This window comes from Candidatus Chloroploca asiatica, assembly GCF_002532075.1.
GTDB lineage: Bacteria > Chloroflexota > Chloroflexia > Chloroflexales > Chloroflexaceae > Chloroploca > Chloroploca asiatica.
Window position 1 is genome coordinate 54388 of the sequence record NZ_LYXE01000157.1, and the last position, 14225, is coordinate 68612.

The following is a 14225-nucleotide window of genomic DNA, read 5'->3' on the forward strand; positions in this document are numbered from 1 at the left end:
CTATGCTGCAAGCTTCGTTTGACGCCGAGGCTCGAACCCTCTATGTCTATTTTACGCTCCTTCAAGAAGGTCAGGCCGTGGCGGTGCTCGAGTATCCTGCTGCGCTCTTGCTTGATGCGCAAGGCCATCTGGTGGCCCTGCAGTTGGAACTTGATGACGAGGTGACGCTCGCTCAGCTTGATCTGGTGCTCGAAGGTGATTACGATTCCCTGAATATGAGCTCGGGCGTGCTCCAGGTGTCGCTCGCTGAGGCTGTTCCTGTTGAACGGGTGCCTCTCGTCGAGACGGCTATCCTCGATCTTGATGCCGATGAGACGATCCTCGGGATCGAGATTGTGCTGCCGCCTCCGCTCGCAACGCCTGAGACCCTCGCGGCACTTGCACCAATCTTGGTGCCACTTGATGAACCAGAGGCCGCTCCTGGCGATGGGCCGGTTGTCTTTATTCAACCCGAGGCTGCTGCGGCTGACCTCGATGCGGGTGCCCCTGGCGAGGCTGCTGCGGCTGACCTCGATGCGGGTGCCCCTGGCGAGGCTGCTGCGGCTGACCTCGATGCAGACGTCTTCCCTACGCTCACACCCGCACCTGCGCTTGAAGCCGACGCGCATGTCCCTTCAAGCACAACGCAACCTGCGCCACCACATGCAGCGACCCTTGCCTCGGCTGCGCCAGCATCACCTGAGCCGTCGCCCAACCTCCCTGCCGATTTTCGTTCGGGATTTGTCGCGTTGGTTGGCAAACCAAATGTCGGCAAGAGCACCTTGCTCAATGCGTTGCTTGGTCAAAAGGTGGCGATTGTCTCGCCCCAACCTCAGACAACCCGGGTGCCGCTGCGGGGCATCCTCAATCGGCCGCATGCTCAGATCATCTTTGTTGATACTCCCGGTATTCACAAGCCCAATCACGCCCTCGGGCGGATGATGGTCGAGATGGCAGAGCGGACGCTTCCCAACGCGGATGTCATCGGTTTTATGGTTGATATTAGCCAGCCGCCATCGCAACTCGACCGCCAGATTGCGGCCCAAGTGCAACGGGTACGCGGCCACACGGTGCTGATCCTCAACAAGGTTGATCTCCAACCACGTAAGATCGGTGAGTCATACCTCGAAGCGTACCGGGCGCTTGGCTCGTGGGAATTGGAACTGGCTATCTCGGCCCAGCGAGGGCTTGGTCTCGACACCTTGATTGAGGCATTTGAACAGCGGTTGCCCCCTGGTCCGCCGCTCTACCCTGAGGATCAGGTGACTGACCAGCACGAACAGCAACTCGCCGCCGAGTTTGTGCGCGAAAAGGTGCTCTACCATACGCAACAGGAAGTTCCGCATGCGGTCGCCGTTGAGGTTGACGAATGGGAACCCCGCGACAATGGCACCTACATCCGCATGACGATCAATGTGGAGCGTGAAGGCCAGAAAGCGATCGTCATCGGCGGGGGGGGCGCGATGCTCAAAAAGATCGGTACCGCTGCACGCTACGAAATAGAGCGCATGCTTGGGCACCAGGTCTTCCTTGACCTCTGGGTCAAAGTTCGCCCCAACTGGCGTGACGATGCCAACGCGCTCAACTGGCTTGGGTATCGCAAAAAAGACTGGAAATAGGGTTGTTCTGCGCCGTACGTGGGCCGACGGCCCACGTACGGCGCAGACCAGTGGACCAAGCGCAGGCCTGTGCAACAAATCCCCCCGGTTCAACGTCAATCCCATAGCTTCGGTTTGCCCGGAGCGATCGGGTTCGCTACGTTGTGGGGATTGATCTTTGTTACCCTGCCAGTCTGGAGCGCTATGGACGACGTGACGCACATCCTCTGTCCCAGGTGTCATCAGCAAAACCTGCGCCATGCGCGCTTTTGCCAGCACTGCGGGCACGACGTGGTGCTCAATAACGACCGCCCGAGCGATCACCGTCGGTATGTCATTACGCGGGTGATCAAGCAGGGTGGGCAGGGCGCGATCTATGAAGGGCTCGACGAGGAAGGCAAGGTCTATGCGATCAAGGAGATGCATGATCGTTTTACCAATGCCAATGAGCGGCAGGAGGCGATCCAGCGGTTCAATGACGAGGCCGAGATTCTGCAACGGCTTACGCACCCGCGCATTCCACGGGTTTATAGCCATTTCCGCGATGAGGGGCGCCACTATCTGACGATGGATTTTGTCCGTGGCGACGATCTCGAAGAATTGGTGCAACAGACAGGTCCCTTTGCCGAGCAGCGTGTGTTGGTCTGGGCCGATCAGATCTGCGATGTGTTGGAACATCTGCATGGTAAGGGGCTGATCTACCGTGATATGAAGCCCTCGAACGTGATGGTTGAGCACGAGCACGATGGGATCAAGGTAGTTGACTTTGGCATTACCAAGCTATTCAAGCCAACCGAACGAGGGACACAGATTGGCACCCCGGGCTATGCGCCCCCCGAGCAGTATCAAGGTCTGGCAACCCCTCAATCTGATATCTACGCCATGGCTGCCACCCTGCACCATCTGCTGACGGGCCGTGATCCAACCGATCAATTGCCTTTTAGCTACCCGGCAGCGCGTAACCTTGTACCCACCATTTCCCAACGCACAAGTGATGCGCTGCAACAAGCCTTGCAGAAGGTGCCCCAGGATCGTTTTGCCACCGTTCAGGCCTTTCGCCGGGCGCTCATTCCGCAGGCAACCCCCCAACGACCGCAGGTTCGCGTAGCCCCACCAACCGTACGCATCCCCCAGGCAGCGGCCGCACAGGTCGCGGCACCTCCGGCAGTGACCCCCGGCAAGGTTGTTGCCCCACCGGCGGTAGCGCCTGGCAAGGTTGCCCCCCCACCGGCACCACAACCTGTTGTGCCTCAAGCACCAGCGGCGCAACCAAACCGCAAACGACGCGGCTGTGTCGCACGCCTCGCCGGGTTCATTCGCATGATCATCAACCTCTTCTTTATGGCACTCATCGCCCTGAGCATCTATGTTGGTGTGCAACGACCTACCTGGGCCGAGCCGTATGTGGCCCCCCTGATCGAATTGATCGAGCGCCAGGATGGCAGCATGGCCGAACCGACACCCGGTAGTTGACCTGCGTTGATGCCAAAGCGCGAAGGTTTGATGCATCTTCGCATGCAGCTTTGCGCCTTCGCGCCTTCGCGTCAAACAACAATCTTATTTGAAACGCATTGCCCCTAACGCGACCGTTGCGAGCGTCGCAGCAGGGATAACTGATGGGACGTCAAGGCCGAAACCCCCTCGTGGGAGGTGCCATTGGGGGCATCGTTCTCAGGGCAACTGATCTGCACCTGATTGCGCCCACCGCTCTTCGCACGATAGAGCGCACGATCAGCGCGCTCGAGCAACGCGTCAATGCTCTCGGGGTGATCAGGTTTGAGAACCGCAACGCCGATGCTGGCCGTAATATGCATGACTTGCTCGCCACTTTTAATTGGTTGTGTAGCGATCGCTTCACGCACGGCTTCCAGCAGGGCATAGATATTGGTCACATCTTCGTCCTCAACCAGCACCGCAAACTCCTCACCCCCAATCCGCCCCAGCAGGGCTTCGGGAGGCAACTGATCACGGCATTGCACCGCAATATGGCGCAGGGTCTCGTCGCCCATACGATGCCCATACGTATCGTTGACCCGTTTGAAGTGATCGAGATCGATCAACGCAATCACGAGCGAACGCCCCTCGGCGAGTGCATTGGCGAGGGTCTTCTCGGCCAGTTCGAAGAAGCGCCCGCGATTATTAATCTCAGTCAATGGATCGAGCAGCAACTGGGTATAGAGCCGCGTATTGAGCAGACTGACGGTCGCTTGTTGGGCAAAAAGCATCAACAGACGCTCGTCGTCGCCGTCAAAATCGCGTTCACGCAAATTGCTACTCACCCCAAGCACCCCAACAAGTTGTTCACCTTGTAACAACGGAACCGCGAGGCTCATCTTCATCTCACTGGTCAACATCCCGGGAAGCGCCTCGGCCCAATCCTGATTCGCCCGCAGGATCAGGCTCCGCCGGGTACAGGCCACATAGCCCAGGGGCGTCTCGTTGAACGCGAGATGGCAGCCATAGCGTTGCGGATCGGGAGGATACGAAGCAGCGACCATCAGATTATCGGCGGCCTCATCGTAGATCAGCAGGTCGGCCAGTTCCACCTTAAGCAACGTCGCCACACGATTCACAATCGCCTGGAGCAAACGATCCGTCGTATGCTCGGTGGCAATTTCGGCAAAGGTAGCACTGAGGGCTTCGAGGGTACGTACGCGTTCGTGGGCAAGGGCCGTACTGATCCGCATGGCCTGTTCACTCTGATGGCGAGCAGTAATATTGTGCAAGACGACAATCTGGCCTACGTTGCGACGCCGACGATCAGTGAGAGGGGTACGAACTGCTTCATAGATCTCACCGGGCCGGGTGGCCAGATGGATCTCGGCGTGTTCCTCACTCTGCGCATAACAAAAATCAGCGAGGGTCGGCCACTGGTTCAGGGCCGTATTGGTAAACCAGCCGATACGCTGGTAGAGCACCGGATCGAGCACCATCGTCGCGGCTTGATTGAAATCGGTGAGGCGACCTTCGTGGTCAATCACGAGCGCAGGATCACGCAGATGTTCAAAAAGCGTATTGCGGGCAATTGGGTTCAGCCTCAACAGACTCAAACGAGCAATGCCAAGCGCCATCAAGATCCCAGTGGCGGTAAAAGCAACCGGTGAGAGATCGAGATGTGCAAATGGTCGAAACCCGAGCAAATAGAGGAAATTGAGCCCCAGGGGAATAACCGCTGCCAGGATCAAGACCGTCGTCTGGCCACGATAAGGCCGGGGCGTCTGATGCCAGAAGCGTACCAGAATAAGCGTCCCCAGCACCATCGCAAGATAACTATAGACCACATTGAACCAGTACCAGGGGCCACGTTCAAGCGCAAGCAACGCAAAAGGGCCGCTGGTATCAAGTTCGATCGACGAATAGTAAAAATAGTGGAGCTCATTGGTAAGATTGAGGATAATCGTCAGGGCAGGCACAAGGAAGAGCAACGCCACGCGCCAATCATCAAGCCAATCGCCTCCCCCGGTATAACGGATGGTAAAGAGCAACCAGAAGACCGGTGCCGTCGCGATACCAAAATACTCTACGCTAAGCCAGAAGCGCATCGTTCTGAAATCGCTACTCGCCAACTCAAGGCCATAAGCCAGCGACCAGATCGTAATGGACACCATCATCAAGGTAAAGAGGATGCCACTCGGAATAGATGCGCGCCGCTGCCAGATATAGACAGCCAGCGACCCCGAGATGATGGCCGAGATAATCAGGATGAGTGCGTAGGGATTGAAAGGCATGCAAGCTCTCTATCACGGGATGGCTATCTAGCTGGGCTCATGGGAGACCACCAGCAGTTCTCATTATACTGGATCTCTATTACCAAATCATTGCCAGGGGAAACTCTTCAGACGTGGGGTAAAGCACCACCCTGGGAGCACGGGCGAGACGCCCGCATCCAGACCAGAGCGGGCGAGCCGCACGCGCTCCCAGGAGAAGTGTGAACAGGTACGCTGGGGGCTTCATGAAGGGGGCTGTGAACCACATGTAGAACTACGACAAAATTATTTAATTGTTTGCATATGATTAAAATAGCATAAAACAATCTCTACGCAACAGAAAAGTTTGGTTACACCACCAACACACGGTGTGTGCTATGCTATGCTTGAGAAACCTTGCTCCCCTATACACCACCAGAATGATGCTCCACAACGCGTTTTTACGAAATCTTCACCCCTGAACCCTCAAGTAAAAGGATGGCTGACATGACAAAGCATCGATCCGCATCTATTTTGCTCTTAATCATTCTGTTCATGCTATTGGTGTCTGCTGGACCTAGGTTACGTGCTCAGACCCAGACTGCGGATCAGGAATTGGTTGATCCACCAATCAGTGCCGAGGTTGAAACAGTTGCTGAGCTTGCAGTGAGCGCGACGGGCCTGTATATTGTTCGTTTTGCCGAGCCTGCCCTTGCGAGTTACACAGGGGGCTTGCTCAATCTACCGGCGACCAGCCCCGAGGCAACCGGGGCGCGCAGGCTCGATGTGAACACAGCTGCGTCACAGGCGTATCTCCAGTACCTTACCACAAAGCAGACACAGTTTGCGGTTGCGCTTGACCAGATGCTGCAACGGCCCGTCGAAGTTGCTTTCAATTATGTCGGGGTGCTCAATGCCATCGCCGTGCGCGTGAGCCACGACGAGGCCCAACGTATCGCAGCACGGCCCGATGTGGTTGCGGTCTATGCCGACACAATCCGTGAACTTGCCACCGATGTTGGTCCGGGCTTGATCGGTGCCCCTGCGATCTGGAATGGTGAGACCAGTGGGCAAGTCGCCAGTCGTGGTGAAGGGATCGTGATCGGGGTGATTGACTCGGGGATCAATGCACAACATCCGTCGTTTGCAGCGACAGATGGTGATGGGTATACGCACACCAACCCCTATGGGGCAGGTGTTTACCGCGGCTGGTGTGTGGCTAATCCTAGCTTCTGCAATAGCAAGCTCATTGGTGCCTACAACTTCCATCCTAATGGCGGTAGCCCCGAAGATACGGATGGTCATGGCAGCCACACGGCCAGTACTGCTAGCGGCAATGCCCACACTGCTACCTTCAACGTTGGGTCAGACACGTACAACCTTCCCATTCAGGGCGTCGCTCCACGTGCAAACATTGTCGCCTACAAAGTGTGTGATCCCGCTTGTCCCAGTACCAGTAGTATTCAGGCGGTCAATTCGGCTCTGCTCCATGATCAGGTTGACGTGCTCAACTACTCGATCTCGGGGAGCGATGATCCCTGGATTGATCCGGTTGACCTGGCCTTCCTTGACGCAAGCAATGCCGGTATTTTTGTCTCGGCCTCGGCCGGCAATCAAGGCCCTGGCCCAAGCACGGTTGCCAAAACGGGTCCGTGGAATGCGGCAGTTGCAGCAAGTACCCACAATCGGGCCATCGTGCAGACCCTGGATGTAACGGCACCGACCGCGCCCCTTGAGTTGCAAACTCTCCCAGTTGTACCCGGTGAAGGGACGCTGATTGCGAGCAATTTCACGGGTGGCCTTCGTTATGATGCAGCGAATAATCTTGGTTGTGAGGCGTTTGCCGCAGGGACATTCACAGGCAACCTCGCGCTGATTCAACGGGGTAGCTGCACGTTTGAAACCAAGGCCACAAATGCTGTCAATGCCGGCGCAACGGCGGTGGTGCTCTTCAACAATGTTGGTGGGCCACCCATTACTGCTGGCGGTTTGACTGGCACGCCGCCGGTGGTGATGCTCGATCTTGCGAGTGGCGAAGCGCTACGTGATTATGTCCTTGCCAATCCGACAACCACCCAGGTGCGGATCAATGCCGCAACGTCGCTGATCTACCAGGATGCCTGGCAGCATATTGTGGGTGGTTTCAGTTCGCGTGGACCCAGTCAGTTTGAGGTGATCAAGCCCGACTATACCGCCCCCGGCGTCAATATCCTTGCCGCTGTCGCTGCTGATGCCGGCGATGCAGTGCAATATGGCTTTTTACAGGGCACCTCGATGTCGTCACCCCACGGGGCTGGAGCAGCGGCACTGATGATGGCGCTGCACCCTTCCTGGTCGCCCGCCGAGATCCGGTCGGCAATGGCAACTACAGCCGTGAATGACCTGCGCAAAGAGGATGGTCTAACGCCCGCTAACGCCTTTGATGTTGGCGCGGGACGGCTAGACCTCGCCCGGGCCAGTACCGTTGGCCTCGTGTTTGATGAAACTGGCGCGAATTATCTTGCCGCCGATCCTTTAGCCGGTGGTGATCCTAAAACCTTGAACCAGCCCGGCCTGGTCAATTACAATTGCGCCGACCAATGCACCTGGACGCGCACCGTCAAGAGTGTGCTGACCCAGCCCGTGACCTACACAGCCTCTTTTGCTGGGCCGGCTGGCATGTCGGCAACAGTTACCCCGGCAACCTTTACGATCAACCCTGGGGCGACCCAGGTGCTCACCATGACAGCCGACGTCTCAGGGCTCCCGCTGGGTGAATTTGCCTTTGGCCGCATCACCCTGCAGACAAGTGCAACGCATCCAGCGCCGTTGCTCAACCCGAGCAGTACGACCAGCACACGCCCCGTTGCGGTCACCAATCTTCCTGTTGTCGTTTTGCCGATTGCTGCGACCCCAGGTATAACGGTTACCCCGGGGCTACTGGCTGCGACACAACCGGTGGATGCGATCACAACGCATGTGTTGACGATTGGCAACGAGGGTGGGGCCGATCTGAACTGGTCAATTGATGAAGCGCCTCAATCTAACGTTCTCCTGGAACTGTCAGAAGACACGGTACGAGAACGTCGTGCGCCCAGCCTGCATCCAAAGCTCGTGAGTGCAGCGACGCTCCAGGGTGAAGCTTCGCCCACGGTGAGCAGCGTTATGCTGCCAGCGAATGCTCCCGGTCAGGTCAATCTCGTCCTGGATGATGGCACGGCAGAAAATGCCGTTGGTCACAGTCAAGGGGGGCAGTTTCTCTGGTTGAACCGCTTTACCCCGGTGGAAACTGCTTATCCCTTGACCCTCGAGCAGATCCAGGTGCTCTTCCGTTCAGAGAATGGACCACAAATTGGTGATGCGGTTGATCTCTATGTCTACGAGGATGCTGACGGTGATCCGAGCAATGGGGCAACCCATGTTGCCTCGCTGACCGGGCAGACGGTACAGTCTCTGGATGCTTTCTCGACCTATCCGATCTCTGTTACGCTGAATGGCCCTGGTGATGTGCTGATTGGGGTGGTGAATCGTGGCTCAGTCACAGCAGGTGTTTTCCCGGCAGCGCTTGATCAGACAAACAGCCAACGGCGTTCGTGGGCCGGTTTCGACGATGCGACACCTGGCGACCCACCGGTGTTGCCGCTGGATACCTTTGATCTCATTGACACCTTTGGGTTGGCCGGTAACTGGATGATCCGTGCTCAGGGAACGAGTAGCAATGCCTGTCTGGCACCCGCTGATGTCCCTTGGTTATCCATTGAGCCGACGAGTGGCACAACTGCACCTGGTGCCACGACGGCAGTCACGGCCACGCTTGATGCCACTGGTCTGGCAGTTGGTCAGTACGCGGCCGTTTTGTGTGTCAATAGCAACGATCCGATTCAGCCTGTGGTCGCAGTGCCAGTGAACCTCGACGTGGTCAATGTTCCCGAGATTGAGGTTGACGTCGCGGCCATTGCCGCTCTCCAACCTGTTGAGACGACCACAACGCACGCGCTCACAATCAGCAATACAGGTCTGGCCGATCTGACCTGGTACATCGAAGAAGCTCCAGGCGCAGCATCGGTTGGCCTGGCACCATCAGCCGTACCTACGGTAACGGTGCTGTACAACAATGGCCCCTTCATTACCAGCTTTGGTGATGGGCCAGGTGGTGCTGATCTGAGCTTGCTGCAGACGAGCCTGGGGATGACCACCCTTGGGTTTGCCACAGGACTGAATGATTCAGGCCCTCATTTCCGCATCTCTGATCATTTTACCGTGACCGATGCCAGCGGTTGGAGGGTTGATGAGGTTGTCTTTTATGCGTACCAGAGCGGATCATCGACTACTTCTACCTTCACAGGGGTGAACTTCCAGATCTGGGATGGCCCACCAGATGATCCGGTGAGTAGGGTTATCTTTGGTGATACGACGACCAACCGGTTTGTTGAGAGTAGTTGGACCAATGCCTACCGGGTCTCTGAAAGCAATTTCACCACAACCCAACGCCCCATTATGGCGATCGTTGGTCGTGCAGGCGTTGATTTGTCACCTGGCACCTACTGGCTCGATTGGCAACTGGCTGGCAGCCTCGCCTCGGGGCCATGGCAGCCTCCGATTACGGTCATCAGTCAGACCGTCACCGGCAATGCTCTGCAACGCAACGACACTGGCTGGGTGCCACTGCAGGATACCGGGTCAAGTACCAATCAGGGTGTGCCCTTCCAGCTACGAAGAGTGGTGGGATGCGGCAATCCATCTGATATCGCCTGGATGTCTGTCGCTCCCACCAGCGGTACGACCTTGCCCAGGGCTTCAAGCGAGGTGACCGTGACCCTCGATGCGACAGGGGTTGCCCCCGGTGCGTATGAAGCGTATCTCTGCCTGCATAGCAATGATCCCGTCAAGCCACTGATCACAGTGCCGGTCAGTATGACCGTGGAAGCTGTGCAATATGGGGTCGATCTGCTAGCCGCTACATCAACTGGCTCGGGACGTCCTGGCGCGGTGGTCACGTACACCCTGGCGCTGACCAATACCGGCAACCTGACCGATAGCGTCAGCCTCAGCACGGCGGGCAACACCTGGCCCGTCACGGTGCCCCCGACAGTCACGCTCGCCGCCGGTGAAGGGACAGCTCTGGTGCTCACCATCACGATCCCGGTCACAGCCACGGGCGGGATGCTTGATACGGTGGTCGTCACCGCGACCTCCGAGGCCGATCCGGGCACACCACCCGCCACGGCGACCAGCACGCTGACCACGACTGCCGAGGCGACCTACGGCGTGACGCTCCTGCCACCACGCGACACCCAGACCGCGCTGCCGGGCACGGTGGTCACGTACACCCTGGCGCTGACCAATACCGGCAACCTGACCGATAGCGTCAGCCTCAGCGCGGCGGGCAACACCTGGCCCGTCACGGTGCCCCCGACAGTCACGCTCGCCGCCGGTGAAGGGACTGCTCTGGTGCTCACCGTCACGATCCCGGTCACAGCCACGGGCGGGATGACGGATACCGTCACCATCACAGCTACCTCAAGTGGCAATCCCGATACAACGGCACAGTCCATCCTCACAACGAGCACGAGAGCCGTGCCATCCCGCTACTCGCTCTGGATACCACTGATCATGGTAGATTGGAACAGCCCACAATAGCTTTGCACCTATCATCCTAAGCGCACATCAAAACGAAAAGAGGGGCACCTGAGGTGCCCCTCTTTCGGTAAGCAAATGTATACGATAAATTGTGATTACTTCTCACTTCAAGCTATAGACATATAAGCACGAGACTTGTATAATGGGCACGCACCCGCTACTCGTCTCAGCGTTTCCCCCCGATGGGCGCTTGAGCCCGGAGCTATCTACGCACGATACTGTCCGGCATCTGGGCCGGCCCATGACGTTTGCTCGTTCGGATAGCTTCCTAGAAAGTGCGAACGATGCCCTACCGCATTACTCGTCATGGCGATGATCTCGTCTGGGTCACTATTGAAGGCCACCTGAGTCGCGATCACGCCGAGAACTATTATGCCGAGATGTGGTCCCTGCTCGAAACCTGCCCGATGCCGACTGATCTTCTTGTTGACGGACGTTACATTGCCGGGGCGTCACCCGGAGCGCGCCGACGAACGGAAGAGATCGCTCATCACCCTCATTTAGGCCACCTGGCCTTTGTCGTCAACACGCATCATCTCTTGATCTTTGCCCCCCTCGTGAAACTCGTCAGCGGGATTGGTCTCTTTGGCGACGAATACGAGGCATTGCAGTATTTGCGTGGCAATCGAGGCACCCCGCCCCACACAGTACACCTGGATCTCCCGTCTTTCCAGGAATATGCCCGTCCTTCCCCGGCCCCGATGATCATGCCCGAACCCGAACCCATTGGCCCACCGCCGACCGCAGTGGCGCGGGCCGTTGCCGCCGAGATGCACTCGCCCTCGCGCATCATCACGGCGCGCCTTGATCCACCGCCCCCGCTCACGCCGCGGACAATCACAACCCGCCACAGCAACGGGAATGGTGGTCGTCCCTCGTATACACGCCCCTTACCGCCGCCGCCAGCACCACGCATTGGACGCAACTGGGACGAGGAAGATATGGACTGGTAAAGAAGGGGCCTATGGCCCCTTCCTTATCGGTTCTATGGCAAGATCTCCTCGGGCTCGGCGAGGGGGAGTTGTTCAGGCTCACTGGCGCGCTGGGTACGCGCCACGGCTGCGATAAACTCACGAAAGAGCGGATGGGGGCGATTGGGGCGCGAGAGAAACTCGGGATGAAACTGACTGGCGACATACCAGGGGTGGTCGCGGAGTTCAATAATCTCGACGAGGCGACCATCGGGTGAAAGGCCACTAATCACAAACCCGGCCTCTTCGAGCACCGTGCGATAGGCATTGTTAAACTCGAAGCGGTGGCGATGCCGTTCATTGATCTGGTCAACGCCATATGCTGCATACGCCCGAGTGTCTGGGGTCAACACACATGGATAGACGCCGAGGCGCATCGTACCGCCCTTCTGGGTAATCTCGCGCTGATCGTGCATCAAATCAATCACCGGATGGGGCGTATCCGGCATAAACTCGGTACTATTGGCCTCGGCATTCTGGAGCACATGGCGAGCAAAGCTAATGGTTGCGCACTGCATCCCGAGGCACAGCCCAAGGTAGGGGATCTGGTTGCGCCGCGCATAGTCAGCCGCCAGGATCTTACCCTCGATGCCACGGTCGCCAAAGCCACCGGGAACCACAATCCCATAGACCTTGGCAAGCAGTCGTTCAGGACCCTCGCGTTCGACCTGTTCGGCGTGGACCCAATGCATATCAATATCAAACTCTTGATGCAATCCGGCGTGGCGAAGGGCCTCGACCACACTGATATAGGCATCTTTCAATTCGACATATTTGCCGACCAGGGCAATCGGCAAGACGCGCTTGGGTTGCCGGATCAACCTGACGAGATCGTGCCAAACATTGAGATCGGGGGCGATATTCTGTAGATCAAGGCTATCACAGAGATATTCGCCAAGCCCGGCCTGTTCGAGCACCAGGGGAACCTCATAGATCGATTCAACAGTTTGGACAGGGATGACGGCACGAGCATCCACATCGGCAAAGAAAGCTACTTTGTCACGAATCTCATCAGTAATCGGGAAATCAGCGCGGCAGAGGATCACATCGGCGGTAATGCCGACATTGCGCAGCGCCATCACCGAGTGCTGGGTTGGTTTCGTCTTGAGTTCACCAGTTGACCCGATATGGGGCAACAGGGTCACGTGAATATAGAGCACATTATCACGTCCGACATCCTTACGCATCTGGCGGATCGCCTCAAGAAACGGCAGACTCTCGATATCACCGACCGTCCCACCGATCTCCACAATCACCACATCGGCGTTGCTCTGCTGACCGACGGCGACAATGCGAGCCTTGATCTCATCGGTAATATGCGGAATAACCTGAATCGTACCACCGAGATAATCGCCGCGGCGTTCTTTCGCGATCACGGATGAATAGATCCGCCCAGTGGTCACATTGCTCAAGCGGGTCAGATTTTCATCAATAAACCGCTCGTAGTGACCAAGGTCGAGATCCGTTTCGGCCCCATCCTCAGTGACAAAAACCTCACCGTGCTGATAGGGTGACATCGTGCCGGGATCGACATTCAGATAGGGGTCGAGTTTCAGGATCGAAACCCCTAAGCCACGGCTCTTGAGTAAGCGACCAATGGAAGCCACCCCGATACCTTTGCCGACCGATGAGACAACACCACCAGTGACAAAGATGTACTTGACCATTTCTTTACTCCTAGCCCAGGATCGGGCGCAACACAACCAGGCGTGTCTCTTCGCGTTCGGCGGTCAACTGCGAGGCATTGAGCGTCAGCTTATCTTCGGCGCTCATCTCTTTGAGGCCCATCTCGGTCGTGAAGCGTTCGAGGGGCAGCAAAGGCTCATCGAACGAGAGTTGCGCGAGAGCATAGTGCATTGGCACAACGATCCGCGGCTCGATCTGGCTGATCACATTGATCGCTTCGGCTGGGCCAATCGTCTCGCCGCCACCGACCGGCACAAAGAGCACATCAACATTGCCGATGGCCTCGAGTTGGGCCTGGGTCAACTCGTGACCGAGGTCGCCGAGATGACAGAAGACCACCTCATCAAGGTGGATGACATAGACCGTATTGTAGCCACGTTCAGCCCCACGTTCTTTATCGTGGTAGGTACGCACCCCGGTAATCATGATGCCACTGACTTCATACTCACCGGGCGACTCAACCACAAAGAGCTTTTCGCGCAATGGCTTGACGGCGGCCACATTATTGTGATCAGCATGATTATGGCTAATCGTCACAATATGGGCGGTTGGGCGACCGATATCAAGGCCAATCGAGCGATTAAAGGGATCACAGAGCACGGTGCCATCGCGCCCGCGCAGGCGAAAACAGGCATGACCAAGAAATTGCACATCAGGCATCAGCGCGCCTCTTTAATATCAGACAC

Annotated in this window: 7 protein-coding genes; 4 read left to right on the forward strand and 3 right to left on the reverse strand. The window is 57.4% G+C overall.

Annotation, left to right across the window (positions count from 1 at the left end; translation table 11 throughout):
* Positions 1–2: 2 nt before the first annotated feature.
* Both era and A9Q02_RS18925 read left to right on the forward strand, forming a co-directional pair.
* Positions 3–1598 carry a GTPase Era gene (era, locus tag A9Q02_RS18920; RefSeq protein WP_245860705.1) on the forward strand — a complete coding sequence of 532 codons (1596 nt, stop codon included), beginning with the start codon at positions 3–5 and terminating at the stop codon, positions 1596–1598.
* Positions 1599–1781: 183 nt separating this feature from the next.
* Positions 1782–3050, forward strand: coding sequence for a serine/threonine-protein kinase (locus A9Q02_RS18925; protein ID WP_097654639.1), 1269 nt, complete (start codon positions 1782–1784; stop codon positions 3048–3050).
* A 104-nt stretch (positions 3051–3154) separates the two neighbouring features.
* Here A9Q02_RS18925 and A9Q02_RS18930 read toward each other — a convergent pair whose 3' ends face one another.
* Positions 3155–5305, reverse strand: coding sequence for a histidine kinase N-terminal 7TM domain-containing protein (locus A9Q02_RS18930; RefSeq protein ID WP_097654640.1), 2151 nt, complete (start codon positions 5303–5305; stop codon positions 3155–3157).
* Between the two features lie 465 nt (positions 5306–5770).
* Here A9Q02_RS18930 and A9Q02_RS25095 point away from each other — a divergent pair, with 465 nt between their 5' ends.
* Both A9Q02_RS25095 and A9Q02_RS24960 read left to right on the forward strand, forming a co-directional pair.
* A complete protein-coding gene (locus A9Q02_RS25095; RefSeq protein ID WP_172451153.1) occupies positions 5771–10882 on the forward strand; it encodes a S8 family serine peptidase in 5112 nt (1703 codons plus the stop codon).
* A 284-nt stretch (positions 10883–11166) separates the two neighbouring features.
* Positions 11167–11835, forward strand: coding sequence for a hypothetical protein (locus A9Q02_RS24960; protein ID WP_245860708.1), 669 nt, complete (start codon positions 11167–11169; stop codon positions 11833–11835).
* Positions 11836–11867: 32 nt separating this feature from the next.
* On the opposite strand, the gene A9Q02_RS18945 is transcribed toward A9Q02_RS24960, so the two are convergent.
* On the reverse strand, positions 11868–13520 hold the full coding sequence (locus A9Q02_RS18945) for a CTP synthase (RefSeq protein ID WP_097654642.1): 1653 nt from the start codon (positions 13518–13520) through the stop codon (positions 11868–11870).
* 10 nt (positions 13521–13530) lie between these two features.
* Complete coding sequence (locus A9Q02_RS18950) at positions 13531–14199, reverse strand: MBL fold metallo-hydrolase (RefSeq protein ID WP_097654643.1); 669 nt, start codon at positions 14197–14199, stop codon at positions 13531–13533.
* Positions 14200–14225: the final 26 nt, after the last annotated feature.

Bases quoted from the DNA above. Each gene is read 5' to 3' on its own strand.
- A9Q02_RS18925 (WP_097654639.1), top strand. From the start codon at position 1,782: ATGGACGACGTGACGCACATCCTCTGTCCCAGGTGTCATCAGCAAAAC.
- A9Q02_RS24960 (WP_245860708.1), top strand. From the start codon at position 11,167: ATGCCCTACCGCATTACTCGTCATGGCGATGATCTCGTCTGGGTCACT.
- era (WP_245860705.1), top strand. From the start codon at position 3: ATGCTGCAAGCTTCGTTTGACGCCGAGGCTCGAACCCTCTATGTCTAT.
- A9Q02_RS18945 (WP_097654642.1), bottom strand. From the start codon at position 13,520: ATGGTCAAGTACATCTTTGTCACTGGTGGTGTTGTCTCATCGGTCGGC.
- A9Q02_RS25095 (WP_172451153.1), top strand. From the start codon at position 5,771: ATGACAAAGCATCGATCCGCATCTATTTTGCTCTTAATCATTCTGTTC.
- A9Q02_RS18950 (WP_097654643.1), bottom strand. From the start codon at position 14,199: ATGCCTGATGTGCAATTTCTTGGTCATGCCTGTTTTCGCCTGCGCGGG.
- A9Q02_RS18930 (WP_097654640.1), bottom strand. From the start codon at position 5,305: ATGCCTTTCAATCCCTACGCACTCATCCTGATTATCTCGGCCATCATC.